Source organism: Paenibacillus sp. ACRRX (genome assembly GCF_022346885.1).
Classification (GTDB): domain Bacteria; phylum Bacillota; class Bacilli; order Paenibacillales; family Paenibacillaceae; genus Paenibacillus_B.
Map to the genome: position 1 here is coordinate 384,801 of NZ_JAKRNK010000001.1, position 23,415 is coordinate 408,215.

Sequence of the window (23,415 nt, forward strand, 5' to 3'; positions counted from 1 at the left end):
CGCTTTAGCGCCACCGCATGGCTTGTTTTAGGTACTATTTTTGCCGTTATGTGACGGTTCAAGGCAGTTGTCTATATAAGGACAGAGTGCCTTAAACGAGAACTGTCGCATTATGAAAGCATAGTGAAAAACACGGCTCAGCCATTCAAGCCTGAGGGCAAATGAAGGAGAGCCGCATTTATAACACTGAGCGTGATTCGTGGCTCAAACTGCCATCGTATCTCGTTGCAGCGTATCTCAAATTGCTCACGCGCCGAGCGAGCCTGCGGAGATGGTTCTTGTGTTGGTTCAGCATGAGATTGCTGCACATTCTCTAGATCAAGATGCTGCAGCATGCTGTCCAGCGTAGCTCGCGGAGGCAGTTCTACAGCTAAAGGCTGCTGAGGTGATTCATTCGCATCTTTAACTGCGCCGGGTTCCATGGCCTCCTCTTCTTGCTTGATAAGCGGCTCATAGTAAGCAGCCAGCCGTTCCCATTCTTCATCCAGCCGCTCACTTGCTTCTACCGCCCAGCTCATATCATAGTCGGCTGCCAGATGACGAATACGCTGTTCCACGAGGTGGGCTGCTTGTTCAAGCGTAAACCGCCAGGTCATCGTGTGCACGTTTGCAGGCAGCTTCGGCGTCAAGTGGCGATCTTTGACCAGCTCCATAAAGTGGGGGTGGATGGTTCCACTCACAAGTGAGACGCCGAATGAATGAAGTTCCTCCCGTTTAAGATCACAAGCAAATTCCAACTTTACATTTAGCAGCAAATAAGGCTCATAAGCCGCAGAGCGGCGCTGCCCGCGCCCAGTATAAGCTTCGCTGCTTTCTTCGAACAAAGAGAGGTAACGGCCGCCCTGTAGTGCGGCTTGCATAATCTGTTCCAGTCGTTGGCTGCCAAAGTTCACATTATCTTTAGGGATACGACCGATTCCGCCCCCACCTCCCGTAAATGCAGGCGCAACCCCAAAGTAGCGCTGCATAATGGTGTCACCAGTTCCTTCACCGACAGCTTGCGACGTACTCGTCTGATTCGGAGTTTGGCTACTGCCAGGATGCCCCACAGGGCGTGCTGATACATTAGCCGCATTAACGTCAGTGTCAATCTGCGCTTGTTCACCTGTGAGGGGGAGGCTTGCTTCCCAGAGTCCCACGTCTTGTAAACCGTTGTTATTCGCTGCTGGTGGCAGCGGAGTTGGCTCGGTTACGGGGGAGGTGACATAACTGATTGGGCCGCGATTTGTCTCTGGCGGCATTTGTGTTGGATCAAACACAAACGTAAAGCGCATCGTCTCTGCCTCAGCCCCAGTACGGTCCACAAAGCCCCAATAATAGGGCCTGTTCGTTAATACACGATCTGCCTGTTCGGACAGCTTTACCGTGACATAAGCCGGCGTTTTCTCAAGAATATGACACTCCGTTGATTCCAAATACCTCATGACGAAGCGGGTAATCTGTTCCGTATCCATATGCTAACTATGCCTCCGCTTCCGTGCCAAATCGTTGTAGAAATGACTGTACTTCACGCTGCTGCTTTCCGCTGTCAGTTGTATCGGCCTCATTATGCAGCCGTGTTCGGATATCATTAAGGGATTGGCCAAGTGAATTAACCTGCTTGCGAACCTCTTCTTCATTGTCAGCTTCCAGCAAAATACGGGACAAACTTCGTTCCAAACTATCCTGCTCCTCGAACCGTTCCAAGATCATGTCCAAACTGCCAATAACCATTTCAAACATATTGATCTTCTCGTGCAGCAAGTTCAAAATATGTTCCTCAATCGTACCTTGGGTAGACAAATTATAAATCTTGACGTCGTGTGTCTGTCCAAGTCGATGGACTCGGCCAATGCGCTGTTCCACCCGCATCGGATTCCAGGGTAGATCAAAGTTAATCATATGGTGGCAAAATTGCAGATTAATGCCTTCTCCACCGGCTTCTGTAGCGATCATCACTTGAGCGCGTCCTCGAAACAGGTCCATCATCCAATCCTTTTTGCCGCGGTTCATTCCACCTCGATAGGGTACAGCGACGAGTCCTCGTTCACGGAAATATTGCAGCAAGTATTCTTGCGTAGCACGATATTCCGTAAATAGGATGACCTTATCGTTCATGCCACGGATTAATTCCATCGCAGTTTCGGCTTTTGTGTTGGATTTGATTCGTTTTATGAGGTCTACTAGATCCCATATTCGTTCGCGAATCGGGGAATCCTCTGCTAATTTCTTAGACAGATTGACTAGTGTTAAAAATACGGCGTCTCTGCTGGAGCAGACTTCACGTTGCAACGTGATCAAAGAGAACATGCTGCCAAAGTCGCCAGCATTGGTCTGGTATTGTTCCCGAATAAACTGCGTTACGCCATCGTATAATGCTTTCTCGTCCGCTGAGAGTGTCAAGGGTACATTTTTAACGATACGTTTCGTAAAATGAACATTACCTTCTCCGCGCCTGTTGCGGATCATCACTTTTGACAGCTCGGATTGAAGCACCGTCTCGTTCTTAGGAACACGTTTATCGGTCACATAGTTGGTGCTAAAATCTCCTTGGGCGCCTAATTGGCCAGGCTTCAGGAGCGTAATGAGATTGTATAACTCATTCATATCGTTCTGCACTGGTGTAGCCGTAAGCAGCAGGCAATATTTTTTTCGCAGCTGAGTAATAAATTGATAGTTAGTTGTCTTGCGATTTTTTAGTTTGTGAGCTTCATCGATCACAAGCATGTCATATTCCTGCTCCAGCAAGATGGAACGGTGTGGATCGCGTTTAGCCGTATCCATGGATGCAACTACGACACCGGAATGCCAATGATACTCTTTCTTCTGGGCTACGGCAGGTATGCCAAACTTATGGTTAAGCTCGCGTACCCATTGCAGCACTAGTGAAGCGGGTACCAGAATAAGGGCACGTTTTACGAGTCCTCGGATCATATATTCCTTAATAACAAGCCCTGCTTCAATTGTCTTGCCAAGGCCCACTTCGTCTGCAAGAATCGCCCGCCCGCGCATCTCGTGAAGCACTTTACGAGCGGTAGAGAGTTGATGTGGCAGAGGTTCGACATTCGTCAAGTGTGTTAAGCACTGCAGTTCGTCAAAAGATCGGATAAGCTTAGCTTGCTCCGCTTCATAAGCAAGTTGGAACAATGTCCAGTCATCCCACGGGCCATTGCGATCGATACGTGACTGCATCGTCTCCATCCAACTGCGGTCAAAGTGAAACGGTACGTGTTCATCCGCGCTTAATGGCATTTTTTCATTGTTCATGAGGTGGACCTCCTTGCTTTGGTGCGGTGTAGTGTACGTTTAGTATGGTCTATATTTATACAAATCATAACTTTTGACATCTTTGGCGAAGTATAAATACACAATAGATGCCAAGTTGTCACCGTGCATGTCAAATCCCAAAACTGTCGAATAAAAGAGAATGATAGAGAGAGGATAAGCGAAGGGGGAGACGAGGTGGTTTCTTTCAAGAATATCCTCGTTTTAGAATTCGTATTTCTATATGTTGTATAGTAAAATGATCAACGCATACTATATGTTGTGTATTTTACATACGTTGTCAGATAAGAATGATGTGTGTTCAATTCGTGAAATTCAGGGTACAGGAGGTTGTTTTTATTGGAATCTATAAAGAAAACACAGCGCTTGGAAGGGCTAAGCGAGAAAATATTTTTGGATCGATATGCTTGGAAAGATGCGGATACGAATCATACACAGATCGGAGACATCGTTCTTGTATTAACAAAGGATGATCCCAAGTTTCCCGCGAAGGAAGTCGGTGAGGTCATAGCCCGCGATGGACGGCACGTGTCCGTGAAGACACGGAGCGGCGAAATTGTGCACACAACGGTGGAGAAATTAACGCTTACAATCGAGAAGACACCTGAAGAAATGTGGGATCGGTTAGCGGCTGCGATGGCATCAGTAGAAGCAACACCGGAGAAACAAGCAGAGTGGACGGATCGTTTCAGATATATGCTGGATGATTGGAAGCTGGTTCCTGGAGGCCGAATTGCGGCTGGTGCCGGGGCTAGCGAGGAACTGACGTTATTTAATTGTTATGTGATTCCATCGCCTAAAGACAGCCGCGGGGGCATTATGGAGACACTGTCGGAGATGACAGAGATTATGGCACGTGGAGGTGGCGTTGGAATTAATTTGAGTTCTTTACGTCCGCACCGTGCCATTGTTCGCGGAGTAAATGGCTCTTCTAGCGGCTCGGTATCCTGGGGAGGCTTGTTCAGCTATACGACAGGCTTGATCGAACAGGGCGGCAGTCGCCGCGGTGCGCTGATGCTTATGATTAATGATTGGCACCCGGATGTCCTCGATTTTATTACCGTAAAGCAGACGGCTGGTCAAGTCACGAATGCGAACTTGTCTGTCTGTGTCAGCAATGCTTTTATGAAGGCTGTAAAGGAAGATCTGGATTGGGAATTGGTATTTCCGGATACGTCTGATCCTGACTATGATGAGATCTGGGACGGCGATCTCGATAAATGGAAGCAAGCGGGCAAGCCCGTTATTCCTTATCGCACTGTACGGGCCAGGGAGATCTGGCATACGATTATTGAATCCGCTTGGAAATCGGCCGAGCCGGGAGTCGTATTTATGGAATACTACAACCAAATGTCAAACAGTTGGTATTTTAACCCCATCATCTGTACGAATCCATGCGGGGAACAAGGCCTGCCGGCTTGGGGAGTCTGCAACTTGTCGGCTCTTAACTTGTCGAAGTTCTATGACGAAAAACATCACGATGTTGCTTGGGATGAGCTGGCACGGGTTACACGGGATGCCGTTCGATTCTTGGATAATGTAATCGACAAGACACCATATCATTTTGAGAAGAACCGCGAGAATCAGCAGACAGAGCGACGTGTTGGCCTTGGCTCTATGGGACTTGCAGAGCTCATGATCAAACTCGGCATTCGTTATGGCAGTGCGGAATCACTAGAGTTTCTCGATCGGATATATGGCTTTATTGCCCGTGAATCGTACTTGGCATCGGCCGAGATTGCAGAAGAGAAAGGTTCATTCAAGGCCTTTGACGCGGATTTGTATGTACAAAGCGGATTTATGAAGACCATGATCGATTCCTTCCCTGAAGTGGGGCAGGCGATTAAGGATAAGGGAATGCGCAACGTAACCGTCATTACACAAGCACCAACAGGTTCTACCGGTACTATGGTGGGGACTTCTACAGGTATCGAGCCTTACTTTGCATTTAAATATTTCCGTCAAAGCCGGCTTGGATTTGACGAGCAGTTTGTGCCAATTGCACAGCAATGGCTCGATGCTAATCCGGGACAAGAGCTGCCGGATTACTTCATTACAGCGATGGATCTGTCTGCGGAAGACCATATTCGTGCACAAGCAGCGATTCAGCGCTGGGTCGACAGTTCAATCTCGAAGACGGCGAACTGTCCGCATGACTTTACTGTGGAGGAGACAAAACGCTTATATGAGCTCGCATTTGACCTCGGCTGCAAAGGGGTAACGATTTACCGCGACGGCAGTCGTGATGTTCAGGTGTTGACGACACAGAAGAAGGAAGAGAAGACGGCAGATGCAGAACTCTTGTCGGATGACAAGTCTATTGCTGTGTCGGCAGAGGCTCCAGTTGATGCGACCATTGCGGAAGTGGCTACAGGCACTGTAGGCTACATGCGTCGTCCACAAGTGCTTCGCGGTGCGACGTACAAAATCAACACGCCATTCGGCATGGCGTATATTACGATTAACGATTATGAAGATACACCTGTAGAAATCTTCTTAAATGTAGGCAAAGCCGGCTCCGATGTGTTTGCAATGGCAGAAGCACTTGGGCGTGTCTGCTCCTTGTTCTTGCGTTATGGCGACCATGGCAATAAGGTTGAGCTGCTGATTAAGCACTTAAAAGGCATCGGCGGTTCCGGTGCAATTGGCTTCGGTGTAAACCGCGTCGAGTCCATTGCCGACGCGGTGGCGAAGGCGCTGGAAACGCACCTTGCTGAGAGCAGCGTCACAGCTGCAGTGATTACGACTGCGCCTATAGCTGCTACGATTGAAGCACCTGTGGCTTCGTCGCAGGCTGCAGCGAAAATATTGCCGACAGAGGCACTCGCAACGAATACGCAGGTACGCGTGGAGACGCGTGATCTCTGCCCTTCGTGCGGATCGGCCTCGCTGTTAAACGTCGAGGGCTGCAAGACGTGCACGAATTGTGGGTACAGTCGCTGTAATTAAGTGTGAACATGCTTAATCGAATCTCATTGAATGTGTGATATTCCATAAATGATTAGTATTGCTTCATAATTGCTTAGACATTTATTCCATAATGAATTGGATATTAATAAATATGGAAAATAACAAATATATTAACAAGAAAACCAGGCGGAAATAAATAGCCTGGTTTTCTTGTTGTTAAAAGGTGTGAGAAGAATGATATTCAATCAACCTCTCAATTCATGATTGGTATGTAAACTGTTTTATATTACCAGAATGGAAAAATACGAATATTCAAGATTTTGCCCAGAATACTTAAAGAGGGTGAAATATCATCGGCGAAATTGGAGTTTTTTTCCGGAAATCTAATATTTCTCTGCTCAAGTTCATTAATCTGACGGTCAGGTTAGTGAGCCCATTTATAGGAAAAAAAGTTATTACTAGATTTTGTTATTAACTTAAGAACATTATTTTGATACGCTAGATATGATAATTGTTATCTATAAATCTAAGATTCATAAAACGGATATTATAATGTGATAAATTAGTTCATGTTGTGAAATAGAGGTGAATTATAGGTGAAGCAGGTATTGGTAATTAAGAATGAACGCTCTTTAGCAAAGAAAATTGTAAGCGGTCTAAATCAAGAAGGCTATTTCATTTTGACACTTCATAATGAAAACAAAAATTTAAATATAATATATAAGAAAGATTGGGATATTATCGTATTGGATTGGGATTCATTAAGTTTACCTGGACCAGAAATTTGCAGACAAATACGAGCAGTTATGACGACACCGATAATCATTGTGACCGACAATGTGTCAAGCAAGGATTGTATAGCAGGATTACGAGCAGGTGCAGATGATTATATTAGAAAACCATTTGTGAAAGAAGAATTAGTAGAAAGGATAAAAGTTGTTTTAAGAAGAGTAGACGGTATCCAGCCAGACGAGACCTATTTATTTCGGTTTAAAGATCTCTTCGTTGATGCATCCAGTAATATTGTGACAAAAGGCGGTGAGAATTTTCCACTCACTAAGCGCGAGTCTAGTTTACTTTTATTTTTAATCAAGAACAAAAATAAAATATTGAGCCGTGAAATGATTTTGAACCAGGTTTGGGGAAATGACGCAGCAGTAAATCCAAATGTAGTGGATTTATATATTGGGTATTTAAGAAAAAAGCTAAAGTGCTCGGAGAAAGATAGGTATATTCAAACAATACATGGCAGGGGATATTTAATGATTGAATAGTAAAAATAGGATACTAGGTAAAACTTATTTTGTTACGGTATCGATATTAAACATAATCGAAAAACACGAGCAAAACAATTTCAACCAGTTTTGCTCGTGTTTTTTAATTTATTAAATCCGATAATCATAAATTTGTACTTCACGAATAACTATTTCTATCCAATCCATGCTTGGTGAAAAAGGAACTTTATCTATCAAATCACCTCCTTCACAAGATTTTCACATAATTAATGACTATACTATTCCACAGAACACATAATTGAAAATGATTATTATTTGCGATTGGGTTGAGCACTTACTATTTAATTCAATCAATAGACTTAATCATTTTCTAAATAAATGACAAAACAAGGAGTATATGTATGGAAAAAACCAGGTTTTTAAAATTAATTGGTATTCTGGCAGTTTTGACTTTCATTTTAGTAGCTTGTTCAGGTCCAAGTAAGGAAATTAGTAGTGGAACTAGTCAAGAGTCAAAGTCTACAGAAACTAATGAAAGTAGTGCTAAGCCTACGACAGTTGAAATCACTGATGCGCATGGAACTGTTACCGTTCCTGTAAACCCAAAAAATGTAATCACGCTGGATAGTAGAGCTTTTGAAACTTTAGCCGATTGGAACATTAAATTAGCAGCTGCTCCAAAGGATGTAATGCCTAAGGAATCACCGTATGTAAAAGATGAAGCAGTTCAAAATATTGGGAATCATCGTGAACCAAATCTTGAAATTATCGCGGCTGCAAACCCTGAACTTGTCATTGTCGGTCAACGATTTGCTAATCATTATGAATCGATCAAAAAATTAGTACCGAATGCAGCCGTTATTGATCTGAATTTTGATGTTTCTGAGAAAGCTGATAAGCCTGGGGAAAACTTAGTAAAAGGACTTAAGGATTCCACAATTATTTTAGGACAAATTTTTGATAAAAATGAAGAAGCTAAACAATTGGTAGCTGATTTTGATAAATCTATCGAAGACGCTAAGTCTGCTTATAACGGAACGGCTACAGTTATGGGCGTTGAAGTTTCTGGTGGGAATATTGGCTTCTCAGCTCCTCGTTTTGGACGTGTTTGGGGACCTATGTTTGAAATGTTTGGATGGAAACCAGCTTTAGAAATTGAAAATGCTACATCAGGTCATAAAGGTGATGAGATTTCTGTTGAAGCTATTGCAAAAAGTAATCCTGATTGGATTTTCGTACTAGATCGTGATGCTGCAGTATCTTCTGAAAGTGATGCTGTTCCCGCAAAAGATGTTATTAATAATTCACCTGCTCTTCAAAAAGTAACTGCTGTATCTAAAGGGCAAATTGTTTATGCACCAAATGACACGTATACAAATGAATCAATTCAAACTTTCATTGAGATCTTTAAAAACATGGCAAGTACTTTAGCTAAGTAGTCTAAAGGAGCATAACAGCATGCTGAAAAAGACAATACAAAAATTTTCAGGGGTTGAGAATTATTCTCAACCCCGGCTTTATAGCCACAATAAGTTATGGACAAAACCTTTTATATTAGCGATTATGGTTGTTATTGTTTTAGGAATTATATCCCTATTTACTGGAGTTTATGATATACGAGGACAAGAGGATGGAATGGAAATGTTTTTCATAACTCGTGTTCCAAGAACAGCTGCATTAATGCTTACCGGGGCTGCCATGTCCATGGCAGGACTCGTCATGCAACTTATTACACAGAATCGTTTAGTTGAACCTACCACAACAGGAACTATTGAATGGGCGGGTTTGGGGCTTCTTTTTGTTTACTTAGTGTTTCCTGCACCAACGTTAGTTCTAAGAATGACGGGTGCAATTGTTTTTTCTTTTATAGGAACTATGATTTTCTTTTTATTTTTAAGAAGAGTTACGCTGCGTTCGTCTTTAATTGTCCCCATTATTGGACTGATGCTTGGAGCAGTCATTTCTGCAGTTTCCACTTTTATTGGGCTCCTGTTTCAAAGTACGCAAAGTATTGAATCTTGGTTTGTAGGTTCTTTTGCGGCAGTTCAAGTTGGAAGATATGAATATTTATGGATCATAGTTATCGTTACTTTTCTTATTTTTATGTATGCGAATAGATTGACTTTAGCTGGACTAGGGGAAGATGTTGCAACAAGTCTTGGAGTAAATTACAATAGGATCGTTCTTTTTGGTACTGGTCTTATTTCTTTAGCCGTTGGAATTGTTGCAGCTGTTATCGGAAACTTACCTTTTCTAGGATTAATCGTCCCAAATATGGTTTCCATGTTTAGGGGAGATGATCTTAGGAGTAATTTGCCTTGGGTATGTGTGATAGGAATGGGTACGATAACGGTTTGTGACATCATTTCTCGAACAATTATAATGCCTTTTGAAGTACCTGTATCTTTAATACTCGGAATAATGGGTGCAGTCGTATTTATTGCTATTTTATTGAGACAAAGAAAACCAAGGAGGCTAAGATGAACGCATTGGAATATAGAAATAACGAAAATGTCGTTATCGATTCTAGTCTTCATAATAAAAATAGATCAGCTAGAGCTTTTCGTTCTAAGAAAGAAGAAAAACGTTATTGGATGTTGCTGATAACATTAATTGTTTTGGGCATCCTTTCTTCATATGGACTTTTAGTTTATAACAATCCAGTTCCGATAGATTCACCTTCTTTTATCCCAGTTGCTAAAAGAAGAATGGTAGCTCTTGTTGCTATGATTATTGCTGCCATTTGCCAAAGTTTGTCTACCGTTGCTTTCCAATCGATTACGAATAATAGAATTATAACCCCTTCACTTTTAGGATTTGAATCACTTTACTCAACAATTCATACGAGTACTATATTTTTCTTTGGTGTTGGCGCATTGATAAATTTCACTGGTATTGTACCATTTTTATTGCAAGTTATGGTTATGGTCTTGATGAGCTTGATACTTTATGGGTGGTTGCTTTCTGGGAAGTACGGAAATTTGCAAATTATGCTTTTGGTTGGAATTATTATTGGCACAGGGCTAAAATCTGTGTCAGCTTTTATGAGAAGACTTCTTTCACCTTCTGAGTTTGATATTTTACAGGCAAGATTGTTTGGTTCTGTTAATCATGCAGATTCTGCATATTTTCCTATTGTAATTCCTATGGTAATCATTGTAGCATTATTGCTTCTTGCTCATTCTAAAAATCTAAATATATTGTCGCTTGGAAAGGATGTCTCCACTTCTTTTGGAGTTAAACATCAATCAAGTATCATTTATACGCTTATATTAGTTTCTATATTGATGTCAATTTCAACAGCATTGATTGGACCACTTACTTTCTATGGATTTTTAGTTGCAATTTTGAGTTATCAAGCAGCGCCAACCTATGATCATAGATATGTATTTCCAATGGCTCTTGCTATAGGGTTTTTGATCATAACGGGTGCGTACTTTTTAATGTATCATGTATTCAATGCTCAAGGCGTAGTTTCAGTTATTATTGAATTATTTGGTGGAATCATATTCTTAATTGCAATCTTAAGGAAGAGGGCTCTATGATAAAGATTGATAATGTTAGAAAATTGTATTCGGATAAGGTGAAAATAGGACCTTTGAATATTGAAATACCCAAAGCGGGTCTTACTTCATTAATTGGACCAAATGGTGCTGGAAAGTCTACGACACTTTTGATGATTGGAAGACTTTTGGATATGGATGAAGGCCAAATTCAGGTGGCGAATATGGATGTTTCTGAATCTAAATCCAGGGACTTAGCGAAGATTTTGACTATTTTGCGTCAAGAAAATCATTTTGTAACGAGACTTACGATTAGACAACTCGTTGGATTTGGACGTTTTCCTTATTCAAGGGGAAGATTAACGAAAGAGGATGAGGCTATTATTTCTAAATATATCGATTTTTTAGGCTTAACTGATCTAGAAAATAGATATTTAGATGAGCTTTCGGGTGGTCAAAGGCAAAGGGCGTATGTAGCAATGGTTTTGTGCCAAGAGACTGAATATGTACTTTTGGACGAGCCTCTGAACAATCTTGATGTTGCTCGTTCTGTTCAAATGATGGAGCATTTGAGGCATGCTGCTAATGAATTTGGAAGGACAATTCTGACTGTTATGCATGATATAAATTTTGCAGCCAAATATTCGGATAGAATTTGTGCGATGAAAGATGGACAAATTGCCGCTTTTGGAACAGTAGAAGAGGTTATGGACTCGAAGATTTTGACAGATATTTTTGAAACAAAAATAGAAATTATCGAAGGCCCTTACGGGCCAATTGCTGTTTATTAACGTGTTGGGAAAGCTATATTTTTTCCGTCGATTGTTATGCTCAGATTCATATCCTAAATGGCTACATGTTGCGCTTGTGGTCTGCTTCACTTGTTGGGAAGCTTATACGTAACTAATAGCGATAATCAACGAAGGAAGAAACGCACGTTATTTCAGAGTTACTACTGGAACAATAAACAAAACATTAGGGGCCATGCGGGTTTGCGGGCTCCGATTTTAATTTTTTTTGGAATATCACAGATGTGAGGAACCACTAGATCTGCAAAAATGATCACAACTACTGCTAGAGTTAGATCAATAAAAGTGAAAATTTATTTTACATTAAGATGTGTGAATATACATTTTGTGCAGATAAGCAGAATTGTCAATTAAAACTTACTGTGGATCTTACTGTAGCTTCGTAAAAAAGATTGATTGTTAAAAATAAGGTTTGATAAAAATCACCTCGTTAGTTTTTCTTAGAGGTGATTTTTATGTTGGATTTGTATGTTGAAATTGATTTGAAGATACTCGACAAAAAGATTTAGCAATGTAACTTATTTTTATTTTATATAAATACTATGTATATAGTGTATTGCAATATATGAAGAACCTTAGCTAACAATACCAGGCCGCCTGATCATGATTAGGCAAGCCTGGTACGATGTTGACACTTAATTTTTGAACAGAATTTCGCCCACCTGTGTGGAAATGTTGAGCGTTGCACTTTCAGACTGAGCCTTACCAACATATCCATGGAGTTCTTTGGAAACAACCTTTTTTGTATTTGTTGCTTTTTCAAGAGCAACCTGATTATCAATAGTTCCTATTTTTGTTGATAGATTTACATATAGAGGTGCTGGTTGATCAGGTAAAGCGAATTCGACGTTACCAACGTCAGTAGATATGTTACTGCTTTCCATACCAATTACGTCAGTTACAGTAATGTCGCCGGCACTGCTGCTCACATTTAAGTGTTGGACCGACAATTCTGACTCAACGGATATGTTGCCAAATTTATTGTCTATCTCAAGAGACTTGAATTCTTTATACGGAAGACGAATCGTTAAAGATGGTAATGGCCCCGTATTTATGATCTTTTGTTTATTTTCAAGTATAATCTGTAATGCTCCATCTTGGATGGACGTAGTCACGTTGGTATCCATTCCTTGTGAATTGTCCTTGAATAATTCCAATTCTGCTTGCTTGATTTGTTTGTCGCCTTTGACTGTAACTATGGCAGCGCTACTCTGAATTTTTAGGGAATGAATGCTAGTTACATCTATTGGAGAAATATCTCCTTTTACTGCATGCGAAACATTTTTAATGTCCGATGTTTCTGAATTTACAATTGTGTTTGTCGATATAGAAGAGTTTTGCTGGAACAAACTTGGTGTACTATTGACGGAGGATTCTTTCGTACATCCGGCGAGTCCGATACTGGCAGCGGCCAGGAGAATCATAGCTATTTTCATATTGTTGTTCAAACGTTTATCTTCCTTTCTTCTGCGTATGTTAAACAGATCGTAATCATTTCATCCGTTTGTATATTAATCGTACAGTGGTCAGAAAGATTTGGTAACGGCCTTTGGTTTGAACAAGAACTAGACTTATGTCTAGGGAAAGCCTCCTTCTTCAAACTAGGGGCACACGATGAATAGAAGCTCAGATGTTGAGAAGATAACCTTTTATTTGGCTGATACCACTCGCAAAGTATATGTGATTTAATGGGGAAATTTATTGATAACCTCGCAAGTAGCAGTTCACCCAAGTGAGGGAAAAGTTTTTATCTCTTTTTATGAACCAAAACCCGAGAACTGGTGAATAAGTAGTGAAAGGATAAACAAGGAGGTCTTTGAAGTGAAAGAAAGTAATCATCTTCCAATATTCAAGGAGGGAGATCCCGTTGATTTTGAAACACTTGTTCAACCTCACTTAACTAGTGCATTTCGAGTCGCTTATTTGATCGTCCATGATTACCATCTAGCTCAGGATGCCGTGCAAGAAGCACTATGGGAAGCGTATAAATCACTTAATCGATATGATAAGCGAAAAGGGACATCGTTTCGAGCTTGGTTTATAAAAATTGTGACACATCGTGCACTTAATATGGTGCGTAGAAAGAAAAAAACGGAAGAATATATGGACTCTATTGACCCTGGGCAAAACCCATTGGAGACTATCCTTCAAAAGGAGAAAGAGCAACAGATTTGGCGAGCGATCCAGTTGATGACGCCGAAGCATCGCTCTGCAGTTATTCTTTATTATTATGAGGAGTTTAGTATAGCTGAAATTGCAAAAATCCTGGGTGTGTTCGAGGGTACGGTAAAATCAAGGCTGCATAAGGCCAGAAAGATAATTGCTGAACAAATACAAGTTAAGAATGAAAAACAGGTATTTACCGAGCTGGGAGTGATTATGCATGAATAATCTTGATAAACAGATTACACAAACTCTAAAAAAGGTAGCTGGCGAATTAGATCAGCCTGATTTTGTGATGCCAGACCAAGTGGTAACCTATGAAAGAAAAAGGTTGCGTTTACTAGAAAATTTTGTACTTCCAGTCTCAATTAGCTGCGCTTTGCTTTTAACGATTTCGGTGAGTCCTACCTTTGCGGCCTATGTTAAATCGTTATTTGATGGTTCTGATAAAGAACTGCAATATGCAGCACAGGAGGGTTTTTCACAGAAGGTAAATGCCTCTGTTACTGATCAGGGCTACACTCTTGAAATAGAGGAGGTATTGGCTGATCCAATGAGAATTGTGGCCGTTTATTCGATCAAGGATCAGCAAAAGAACTTTATTCATCCAGATAAGCTTCAGATAAGTAACGTAGAGGTAACAGATTTGAAAGGGAATGTAATTAAAGAAACTAAAACGTATGGGGTACAAAAACACGAAAAATATGGATATCTCACTCTAAATAAACCTGGGGAAACAGAAGAACAGAAGCTTTTATTACAGTTCGAGGGAACTCAGATTGACTCTGTTAAGGGAAATTGGGCCTTAAAGGTTCCATTTGATTTAGAAAAAACAACTAAGGCTTCAAAGGTGCTAGCAATCGATAAGACGTATACCACACCACAGGGACTGCAAATCAAACTAAACAGCATTATGCATTCACCGACTGCTGCTCGTGTGGATTATGAAACGAAATGGACGGAAGAGGCAAAGAAAAAATTAGTACAGGAAAGTAAACAGGTGAAAGGAAAAGTAGATTCAATTGATCCTTATGTTCGCTATGATGATTTTAAACTGAATTTTCATGTTGAAAATGAACAAGGAGAGAAAGTAAACGATCTAACTAGGGCGCTTGATACTCCGCGCAAGACCGTGGGGGAATACGGTCATTCTAATCGTAAATATGGATTTGCTCCATTGTCTCCAGATCATCAATATATGCTCGTATTGGATTCTTTAGAAAAAATAGAACCGTATGAGCTAGGCGTATCATTTGAACCAAAACAGCTTGCCGATAAACCTGTAAGAGTAGATAAGGATGGCAAAACGATAGAGATCATGTCAGTAACCTTTGACGAACCGTTAAATGAAGCATCTCCAAAGAATGAGAAGCACGCTACTATTTTACTAGAGGCTTATTTAAAGGATATATCATATATTAGACTAGCAGATACGATTTTAATGGATGATGACACAAATACAATTATTAATCGTTTTGGTTGGACTATAAAAGATGAACAGGGCAAAGTATACAATGTAACAGGTGGAGATTTTAAAATGATAGGAAAGGATGAACAAGGTAGAAACCATATCCGAATAAAATTGCAAAGTTATGAAATGAGAGAACTCCCTCAAAAGCTCAGTCTTACTTCAGAATTGGCAGAAAAGAGTTATGAACTGAATTGGAAAGTACCTTTGCCAATGCCAAAAGAGGACAAATAAGAAGAGAATAGAAGCGAGAAAAGCATTTATATAAAGGGTGATAACACTAAATATGTATAATTAAGAAAAAACAGGAAACATCGCAGTTGTTCAATTAACGGGGCACGTTGGTTAATAAATAACTAAGAAGCGGCTGCCGGCATAGATCGGCAGCCGCTTTGTGCTAACGGGCAGGATAGTGCAGTGGAAACAAAGACAAGTTGACACTCGAAACTTCCAATGCAAATTGATGTTTAATATTTAATACTAATAGATCCAAGAAAGGTGATATAAATTTTGAAAAAGCTTATCTTTGGTGCTGTTCTTGCCATTCTCTTATGTAGTGCATTGACTACTTATGCAGCAGATACCCAAATAAAAGTTGATGGTATTTCTGTCGTATCTGATGTGAAGCCCGAATTTAGGAACAACCGCACAATGGTACCGCTACGTGTTATTAGCGAAAATTTTGGGGCTAATGTTGATTGGTCGAATTCCGAAGTTACGCTTTCGAAAGACAATCTGAAAGTAATTATAACTCCTAACAGCACTGCGGCGAAGAAGAACGGTGAAAAGATAACTCTTGATGTAAAACCTTATATAAAAAATAATCGTGTCATCGTACCCCTTCGTTTTATCGCAGAAACGTTTGGGTGTAATGTCGACTACAACAACTCTATAGTCACTGTAGACACCAAGCCATTGGTCGTTGATGGTGCAAAAATAAAAGCATTGCAATATGAATACCATATGGCGATGGGCGGCGTAGTCCAACAAATAAATGGGAATGCGTATAATGAAGCCATTTATCAACTTATTTCAAAAAACAAGGGTACAAAGATAAAAGCTCCTGTCAGCTACTCTTGGAGGGTTAATCTTGATACACCTGGCTCTTATTATAAAAATGGGCAGTATAATTTTGGGGACGAAAAGGGAAATAGCGTAAAACAATATGATATCTATAGTTTAGTTAATGCATTCCCAGATGAGTTGCTATCAGGATTCCCAGACGTATTGATTTATGACGCTTCCGAAGACCAATGGTATATGTTTAGCAATGCCGCAATAGATTCCATTCGTCAGATGATAAATACGGCCGAAAAGAACGGATTTCTAAAGGTGATCAGCAATAATGTTGTTTAATTGTATCGAACTAACGAGCAGGATAGTTTCAAGATCATGTAGAATAAATTTTAGAAAAAACAAGGGAGATTAATAAATTGAAGCATGAGATAAAAATTAATCTGCCAATAGCAGCGAATGAAGTTCCTAATTTGAGGGAACTTGTTGGTTGGGACGGCAGAGATTCAGACTATCCAACATTATTCGAACGTTGTAACTTTTGGGCTGGTCTCAGAGATGAACAAAATCAGCTTATAGCCTTCGGCTATGTTGCCGGGATGGGGTTACAACACGGGGACATGGAAGACATAATTGTACATCCGGAGTTTCAGAAAGAAGGAATTGGCGAATCCTTAGTTAGGAAATTACTTCAAGAGGCAGAACGTGTTGGGTTAGAGATTATAACATTGACATACGATTCAAAACATACATCCTTTTATACAAGGAGTGGGTTCACTCCCTGCTCTGGGGGATTATGGAGGAGGAAAGATTAAACCAACGGGACACGCTAGTTCAACACGCCCTGCTGATTATTAAAACCTCTCCTTAGAAGCAAACTAGATTTAATAGCTTCTATAGGGGGATTTTGTTATGAAATTAAATGAGCTGTGGAGGTTGTATGAAGCTGACAAGCGCATTCAAGGATTCAGTACGAGAACTTTAAAAGCATACGCCCTTCAGCACAAAATGTTGATGCAAGAGCTTGGTAATCTCGATATCACAGAGGTAACGTTAACCATGCTGAAGTAGTACTTGGCAAAACAAGCTGATCGTTTGAAGCCAAGCAGCCTGGATCATCGCATTCGGTTTGTTCGTTCTTTTTTCCGTTACGCTTATGAAGAGACGTATCTGACTTCAAATCCTTCTCTAAAATTAAGAGAACCGAAATTAGATAAGCGCATTCCAAAATTTTTGATTGAGGAAGACGTCATCTACTTAAAGATCTCTTGTCAGTCACTCAGGGAAAGAGCGCTGCTGGAGTTTCTGTACAGCACCGGCTGCCGTGTTGGAGAGGTGGAGAAGATTAACATCGAGGATCTTAACTGGGAGAACTGTTCAGCAATTGTTAATGGCAAGGGATCGAAGCAAAGAGAAGTTTATTTTACGACAGAGTGCAAAGTATGGTTAAAGAAGTACCTGGCCAGCCGTGAGGACTCCTGAAAAGCCTTGTTTGTTACCGATACGCATCCAACAAAACGAATGACCATACCTACGATTAGATGGGCCTTAAAACGGCTTGCAGACCGGGGAGAAATTGAAGCGAGCGTATACCCGCATCGCTTTCGGCATACTTATGCATGCCAGCTCCTTGATAACGGTGCCCCCTTAGATTTCATCCAAGGCTTGCTCGGTCATGAGAAAGCATCGACCACTCAAATTTACGCACAGCTCCGCGGCGAACGTCGGAGAGAGCTTTATCGACGGTTCTTTTAAGTATTCATGGCGGCGGATCCCATTTAGAATTCCGCCGCCGTTCAACTAAAGGGCAGGAATTTTCCAAATTCTAAATGGTGTATAATATAACGAAGTAAGTGAATATTTTCGGGTGGTGAGTGTTTGGATAGAATTTATTATATTTATGAAATATACAGCCACTATTACAGCGGTTTTGCAGATTATGATAATATGTTGATTCACTTTGACCATATATCTTTTATAGATGCTACCACTCATGTATTTGAAATTATTCCAGCGAGCAATGAATTTTTAACTATTGAAATAGAAAGCGAAAAATATTATAGGTATTGTTGCGAGAATGATTATCCTGACATCCTTTTCCGTTCAGATTACTGTGGAGAAAGAGAGCTTAAAAAGTTAGCTATTCTAAAGTCAGAACACCCAACTATATCGGAAAAACAATGGGAAGAAGCTGAACTTGAATATCAGCGATATTTATTTAGGGATAAATATTTAGATGCTAATAAGGATAACACAAATAGAAAGACAGGCATTGTACATTACGATATGAAAGAAACGGACTTGCCATATGAGCATTCATATATTGAATGGATGGATTGATTGAATAAAATAAGCATTTATAGTTTTGGAAATTTGTATTTTCTATAGAATAGGAGTTGCAAAAATGCTCATTGAGTTTGAAAAACAATTAGAATTGGGAAATGCAAGTAATAACATTGAAACAGATAGTAATCATTTTGTGGATTTGCATGATGGAAATATAGTTCTTTACAATAAGAAAATCAAACGCGTAAAGTCAAACTCGAACAAAAAAGCATTACTCTAATCATTAAGAAATGCTTTTTGTTAGTTGAACCATTACGCTAACGGGAAACGATAGTTGAATAATGGTATAAAGGAAGCTGACCAAAATCAGCTGCCTATTTCAAACTTTCAAGCAGAATAATGCGATTAAAGGGAATGATTTGATGAATAAGCATTTAAAGAATCTTGCCTATGAAATCAACTCGTTTAAAAAATGGGCAAATGAAGTAAATGACAAGAGTAAAGAATGGGAAACGGATTATCTTCAATGGGATAGAATTTATCTCGCTATTAATGAAGTATTACGGAATGTCCCATTAATGAATTGGAGCAAGATGATTACGAATTGTTGCTTTATTCATTGGCAAGAGACAATGAAGTTGAAAATGTTTTACAGTCACTTATTAATTACCCAGAGGCGTTAAAACATCTGGCATATAGAGCCCCCACGTATGAAGATTACGAAGCATGATGGCAAGTAGCGTATGGACTTGGGGAAATTAAGGACAGGGACGATGAAGTACAAGAACTCTTAAATAAATTTTTGCAGATGAAAATGAATACGTTCGAAGAAGAGCAACTTTTGCAAATGAAAATGGATAAATAAGTCCCAATTGTTTTTAGGCTAACGGGACACGTTAGTTCAATGAAATAGCGACAGGCTAGGACCTTATTTTCTAGTCCTTGGCTGTCGCTGTCTCAATTCGCCAGATTACTGCCTTCGCCAGGCGTTGAATCGTTTTTAAGGTACATAATCAATATGTGTATCCAGAGCCTTTCTCTCAAAACGCTAAATTATTATTTTTCCATCTTTGTAACATTTTCAGTACATTCACGTCTAGGGGAAGAATAAAAGATATGCGGAGGGAAAAAAGATGAGAAATGTAATGAAAAAACCACTGATTCTACTCATGTTAATCGCCATCTTCAGCATGGGCATTAGCGGATCTGCTTTTGCTCATAAAGGGAACAATCAGAGTAAACAAGACGGGAAAGAAAGCTTGAACGCGGCAACAGCAGTGACTATGATCGTAAAAGGCTTGGATTTAAACATCGACAATATTAAATTTATCAAGAAACCGGAGGCAGCCGACTATTATACGAAGATTAAAAACAACTCTTCATACGCGGAATACTTCATCATCGCTCAATTTAACGGACTTGGCATTGCAAAAGACATTAATCCTTCTGCTAAAGTCACCCGGGAGCAATTCGCCAAATGGCTATTTGGGGAACTGAGCTATCAAGGAAATTATGCATGGATCGAAACTTTCCAAAGCGTTTCGGATGCCGACCAAGTGACAAACGGATACATGGATAGTATTCAGAAGCTGCTCATTGCTAAAATCGTCTCCCTAGACAGCAAGCATCGCTTCTACCCTAAAAGCTATATCACCCGCGCAGAAGCTGCCGATATGATCCGCAAAACGTTAAAATTCATTAAAAATACAAAACCGCTAACACCTGATACTTCCGAGCTCAACCAAGTAAAAATCACTTCAGATAAAGAAACGAATTCTGTCACCCGAGTTACGTTATCCGCCCTAGCTCCTCACTCTGGATATGGACTCGAGATCACGGGCATCCAATTCTCGAAAGGTGTAGCGACTATTCAATATAGAGTCGTGCAGCCTGATCCTGACAAAATGTACATGCAAGTCATCACTGAATTGAAAGCCGTGACTTATATACCTTCAGACTACAAAGCTGTACTTGGGGTAGTAAGACCCACAGATCCATTCCAAGGTTAATATTGTTGAGCAGGCTGTCGAAGCCTGCTCATTTTGTTAAGCTACCGGATAGGAATGTTGAATACAACCTCGAATAGTCATATAAACCAATAAGTCATTATTTTTGGGAAAGGGTAAAAGGAAAATGAACAATAATACAGCTCTGTGCGAATGATAAAAACATGGAGACATTACAAGCCGCGTAAATCGCGGTTTTTTTGTTTTATGCTCCCAATTTCTTGTCACTGACACCTCACGCCAGTATAGGCTAGAAAATTGAACTCATAATTGTTGAGCAGTTATGTGTTGATAGTGTAATTCAAAAAGATTGTGGACAACAAGCTAGCCCAGGACCAGTTCAGACAAAAGCTAGCGACGCAATCATTTGTAATGAAATGGATTGGGTATATTTACTTACATATGTTCATATAAAAATATAATAATTTGATATCAAAATACCGATAAAACTAGTACAGCAAGACTATTTTACACAAAAAAGGGGAAGTTTTTATGACAATTCCGAAAAAGAGAAAAGGAAGAAAGTGGCTTGTTAGTCTATTAGTCAGTTTACAGGTGTTCACTTATTCGAGTATTTCCTTCGCAGCACCAAACGAACTCCATGATATTGACAGTGGGATCGCGGGACTTACTTACAATCGCAATGAAGTCTTGGCTGTAAAAGGGGATCAAATCAGTAGTTTTGTTCCTAAAGAAGGTCGTCAATCCAATGGTAAATTTATTGTAGTTGAACGGGATAAAAAATCGCTCACAACTTCACCCGTAGATATCTCCATTATTGATTCCATCACAAATCGAACTTATCCAGGTGCTATACAGCTGGCAAATCAGGATTTTGCGGATAATCAGCCTAGTTTGCTTATGGCAAAGAGACAACCGTTAGATATTAGCATTGATCTGCCCGGTTTGAAGAATGAAAATACAATCGCGGTTCAAAATCCGAATTACAGCAGCGTATCTGGGGCCGTTGATCAGCTCGTGTCGACATGGGGTGAGAAGTACTCTGGTACGCATACACTGCCTGCAAGATTACAGTATGCAGAATCTATGGTTTATAGCAAAAATCAAATTTCGAGTGCACTAAATGTGAACGCTCAAGTGCTTAACGGCACGCTTGGAATCGACTTTAACGCGGTCGCAAGCGGCGAGAAAAAAGTGATGATTGCCGCTTATAAGCAAATCTTCTATACTGTCAGCGCAGCACTTCCTAACAACCCATCGGAGTTGTTTGACAACAGTGTAACGTTTGCTGAATTGGTCCGAAAAGGAGTAAGCAACGAGACCCCGCCACTCATGGTGTCTAACGTATCTTATGGCAGAACAATCTACGTAAAATTAGAGACGACCTCAAAGAGCAGTGATGTTCAAACCGCATTTAAATTATTGCTTAACAATCCTAGCGTTCAAACCAGTGGCCAGTACAAAGATATTTATGAAAACAGTTCGTTTACTGCTGTTGTATTAGGCGGCGATGCACAAACACATAACCAAGTCGTCACAAAAGACTTCAATGTCATTCAAAGTGTCATCAAGGACAATGCACAGTTCAGCAGTAAGAACCCAGCTTATCCTATTTCTTATACTAGTGTCTTCTTGAAAGACAATTCCATTGCAGCGGTTCATAACAATACCGAGTATATCGAAACAAAAACGACAGAATATACAAAAGGTAAAATAACACTTGATCATAGTGGCGCGTATGTAGCTCAATTTGAAGTGTCTTGGGATGAGTTTACGTATGACGAAAATGGACAAGAAATCATTACTCATAAAACATGGGAAGGAAGTGGCCGAAATAGAACAGCTCACTTCTCGACAGAGATTCCACTTCCGCCCAATGCCAAGAACATAAAAATCTTTGCAAAAGAATGCACGGGTCTTGCCTGGGAATGGTGGAGAACCATTATAGATGAAACGAACGTTCCGTTAACCAACAATATACAAGTTTCGATTTGGGGAACAACGTTGTATCCGTCAACATCCATCAGCCAATAGTCATTTCTGAAAATCTCCCTTTCTGATAGGGAGATTTTCTTTTTGTAAGGTATGTTTTCTTTTATTGTTGGTGATTGACCAAAAGAAAACCGCTCACAATATTGGCGGCAAATCTAACTATCATTCAACGTTCATTTTACATTTTGAAACAAACCTCTACCGATTACATTGGCTGATATTGGTTTAATTCCAATCTCTCTGCCCCATATGGATAGTTGACCCATATGATGAATTTCATGTGCAATTACATGACGCAAAATTTCACCCTTGGTATAACATTCTTCAGTCCAGGGAACAGTCACAACCTCGTTATCAAAATCATTGGACCATGTATTCAGGAATACCTGTGTTTCATTTACCCAAGAATCGGAAAGTTCCTTTACTTGTTGAAGTGAATTATAGTTCTCATACTGCACTTGAATGTCTGGCTTCCCTTGTATTCCACGAATCCAACTATACTCCACGTCTGAAATATGGAAAAGTGTATGAAGAATGCTGCCTACCCCACCAATTCGATTACGCAGCAATTCCTCCATTGGAATTTGTTTGCACAGCTCAAACCATTCATCTCGTACCATCCAGTTATACTGAAACAACGTTACCAACTCAATCGCTCCTTATTAAATATTTCTGAATTTCATCTCTTATCATAGATAGTCGTTCATTCGCGATGAAAAGGATACCTGTATAAATTTAGTAGTAGTCTCATTTACAGTGAAAGACAAAAGGTGACCCCTATATTTATCTTATCTGACGCTGTAT

At 40.2% G+C, this 23,415-nt stretch carries 19 protein-coding genes and 1 pseudogene; 16 read left to right on the top strand and 4 right to left on the bottom strand.

Annotation, left to right across the window (positions count from 1 at the left end):
• Positions 1-137: 137 nt before the first annotated feature.
• Together MH117_RS01695 and MH117_RS01700 are read right to left on the bottom strand one after the other, a co-directional pair.
• Positions 138-1,454, bottom strand: a complete 1,317-nt coding sequence (locus MH117_RS01695; RefSeq protein ID WP_239326741.1) for a YqhG family protein — start codon at positions 1,452-1,454, stop codon at positions 138-140.
• Between the two features lie 7 nt (positions 1,455-1,461).
• Positions 1,462-3,246 carry a DEAD/DEAH box helicase gene (locus MH117_RS01700; protein WP_239326743.1) on the bottom strand — a complete coding sequence of 595 codons (1,785 nt, stop codon included), beginning with the start codon at positions 3,244-3,246 and terminating at the stop codon, positions 1,462-1,464.
• 357 nt (positions 3,247-3,603) lie between these two features.
• Between MH117_RS01700 and MH117_RS01705 the strand changes: the two genes are divergently transcribed.
• From MH117_RS01705 to MH117_RS01730, 6 genes are all read left to right on the top strand, one after another.
• Positions 3,604-6,213, top strand: coding sequence for an adenosylcobalamin-dependent ribonucleoside-diphosphate reductase (locus MH117_RS01705; protein ID WP_239326745.1), 2,610 nt, complete (start codon positions 3,604-3,606; stop codon positions 6,211-6,213).
• A 557-nt stretch (positions 6,214-6,770) separates the two neighbouring features.
• Positions 6,771-7,448, top strand: a complete 678-nt coding sequence (locus MH117_RS01710; protein WP_239326747.1) for a response regulator transcription factor — start codon at positions 6,771-6,773, stop codon at positions 7,446-7,448.
• A 362-nt stretch (positions 7,449-7,810) separates the two neighbouring features.
• A complete protein-coding gene (locus MH117_RS01715) occupies positions 7,811-8,848 on the top strand; it encodes a siderophore ABC transporter substrate-binding protein (protein ID WP_239326749.1) in 1,038 nt (345 codons plus the stop codon).
• Positions 8,849-8,867: 19 nt separating this feature from the next.
• Positions 8,868-9,893, top strand: coding sequence for an ABC transporter permease (locus MH117_RS01720; RefSeq protein ID WP_239326751.1), 1,026 nt, complete (start codon positions 8,868-8,870; stop codon positions 9,891-9,893).
• Entirely contained in the window at positions 9,890-10,954 is a 1,065-nt protein-coding gene (locus MH117_RS01725) for an iron chelate uptake ABC transporter family permease subunit (RefSeq protein ID WP_239326753.1), read from the top strand. The genes MH117_RS01720 and MH117_RS01725 overlap by 4 nt, the downstream gene beginning before the upstream one ends.
• A complete protein-coding gene (locus MH117_RS01730) occupies positions 10,951-11,703 on the top strand; it encodes an iron ABC transporter ATP-binding protein (RefSeq protein ID WP_239326755.1) in 753 nt (250 codons plus the stop codon). Before MH117_RS01725 ends, MH117_RS01730 begins: the two co-directional genes overlap by 4 nt.
• 653 nt (positions 11,704-12,356) lie before the next feature.
• Here the strand turns inward: MH117_RS01730 and MH117_RS01735 are convergent.
• Positions 12,357-13,169 carry a DUF4097 family beta strand repeat-containing protein gene (locus MH117_RS01735; protein WP_239326757.1) on the bottom strand — a complete coding sequence of 271 codons (813 nt, stop codon included), beginning with the start codon at positions 13,167-13,169 and terminating at the stop codon, positions 12,357-12,359.
• A 373-nt stretch (positions 13,170-13,542) separates the two neighbouring features.
• On the opposite strand from MH117_RS01735, the gene MH117_RS01740 reads away from it, so the two are divergent.
• From MH117_RS01740 to MH117_RS01785, 10 genes and pseudogenes are all read left to right on the top strand, one after another.
• The gene (locus MH117_RS01740; protein ID WP_239326759.1) at positions 13,543-14,112 is read left to right on the top strand and encodes an RNA polymerase sigma factor; all 570 of its coding nucleotides are present in this window, start codon (positions 13,543-13,545) and stop codon (positions 14,110-14,112) included.
• Positions 14,105-15,586: a DUF4179 domain-containing protein gene (locus MH117_RS01745; protein WP_239326761.1), complete on the top strand. Its 1,482-nt coding sequence runs from the start codon at positions 14,105-14,107 to the stop codon at positions 15,584-15,586. The genes MH117_RS01740 and MH117_RS01745 overlap by 8 nt, the downstream gene beginning before the upstream one ends.
• A gap of 276 nt (positions 15,587-15,862) precedes the next feature.
• A complete protein-coding gene (locus tag MH117_RS01750) occupies positions 15,863-16,708 on the top strand; it encodes a copper amine oxidase N-terminal domain-containing protein (RefSeq protein WP_239326763.1) in 846 nt (281 codons plus the stop codon).
• A gap of 77 nt (positions 16,709-16,785) precedes the next feature.
• Positions 16,786-17,181, top strand: coding sequence for a GNAT family N-acetyltransferase (locus tag MH117_RS01755; protein ID WP_239326765.1), 396 nt, complete (start codon positions 16,786-16,788; stop codon positions 17,179-17,181).
• Between the two features lie 97 nt (positions 17,182-17,278).
• On the top strand, positions 17,279-17,437 hold the full coding sequence (locus MH117_RS01760; protein WP_239326767.1) for a hypothetical protein: 159 nt from the start codon (positions 17,279-17,281) through the stop codon (positions 17,435-17,437).
• A 162-nt stretch (positions 17,438-17,599) separates the two neighbouring features.
• A pseudogene (locus MH117_RS01765) lies at positions 17,600-18,121 on the top strand (tyrosine-type recombinase/integrase).
• A 123-nt stretch (positions 18,122-18,244) separates the two neighbouring features.
• Entirely contained in the window at positions 18,245-18,706 is a 462-nt protein-coding gene (locus tag MH117_RS01770; RefSeq protein ID WP_209074155.1) for a hypothetical protein, read from the top strand.
• A gap of 64 nt (positions 18,707-18,770) precedes the next feature.
• A complete protein-coding gene (locus tag MH117_RS01775; protein WP_239326769.1) occupies positions 18,771-18,932 on the top strand; it encodes a hypothetical protein in 162 nt (53 codons plus the stop codon).
• Positions 18,933-19,785: 853 nt separating this feature from the next.
• Positions 19,786-20,661 (top strand): S-layer homology domain-containing protein, encoded by an 876-nt coding sequence (locus MH117_RS01780; protein WP_239326771.1) that lies wholly within the window; start codon positions 19,786-19,788, stop codon positions 20,659-20,661.
• A 489-nt stretch (positions 20,662-21,150) separates the two neighbouring features.
• On the top strand, positions 21,151-22,653 hold the full coding sequence (locus MH117_RS01785) for a thiol-activated cytolysin family protein (RefSeq protein ID WP_239326773.1): 1,503 nt from the start codon (positions 21,151-21,153) through the stop codon (positions 22,651-22,653).
• 131 nt (positions 22,654-22,784) lie between these two features.
• On the opposite strand, the gene MH117_RS01790 is transcribed toward MH117_RS01785, so the two are convergent.
• A complete protein-coding gene (locus MH117_RS01790; protein WP_239326775.1) occupies positions 22,785-23,258 on the bottom strand; it encodes a DinB family protein in 474 nt (157 codons plus the stop codon).
• Positions 23,259-23,415 lie beyond the last annotated feature (157 nt).

Excerpts from the sequence above, each read along its gene's own strand:
- MH117_RS01695 (WP_239326741.1), bottom strand. The coding sequence starts at position 1,454 with ATGGATACGGAACAGATTACCCGCTTCGTCATGAGGTATTTGGAATCA.
- MH117_RS01700 (WP_239326743.1), bottom strand. The coding sequence starts at position 3,246 with ATGAACAATGAAAAAATGCCATTAAGCGCGGATGAACACGTACCGTTT.
- MH117_RS01715 (WP_239326749.1), top strand. The coding sequence starts at position 7,811 with ATGGAAAAAACCAGGTTTTTAAAATTAATTGGTATTCTGGCAGTTTTG.
- MH117_RS01720 (WP_239326751.1), top strand. The coding sequence starts at position 8,868 with ATGCTGAAAAAGACAATACAAAAATTTTCAGGGGTTGAGAATTATTCT.
- MH117_RS01725 (WP_239326753.1), top strand. The coding sequence starts at position 9,890 with ATGAACGCATTGGAATATAGAAATAACGAAAATGTCGTTATCGATTCT.
- MH117_RS01730 (WP_239326755.1), top strand. The coding sequence starts at position 10,951 with ATGATAAAGATTGATAATGTTAGAAAATTGTATTCGGATAAGGTGAAA.
- MH117_RS01745 (WP_239326761.1), top strand. The coding sequence starts at position 14,105 with ATGAATAATCTTGATAAACAGATTACACAAACTCTAAAAAAGGTAGCT.
- MH117_RS01760 (WP_239326767.1), top strand. The coding sequence starts at position 17,279 with ATGAAATTAAATGAGCTGTGGAGGTTGTATGAAGCTGACAAGCGCATT.
- MH117_RS01775 (WP_239326769.1), top strand. The coding sequence starts at position 18,771 with ATGCTCATTGAGTTTGAAAAACAATTAGAATTGGGAAATGCAAGTAAT.
- MH117_RS01780 (WP_239326771.1), top strand. The coding sequence starts at position 19,786 with ATGAGAAATGTAATGAAAAAACCACTGATTCTACTCATGTTAATCGCC.
- MH117_RS01785 (WP_239326773.1), top strand. The coding sequence starts at position 21,151 with ATGACAATTCCGAAAAAGAGAAAAGGAAGAAAGTGGCTTGTTAGTCTA.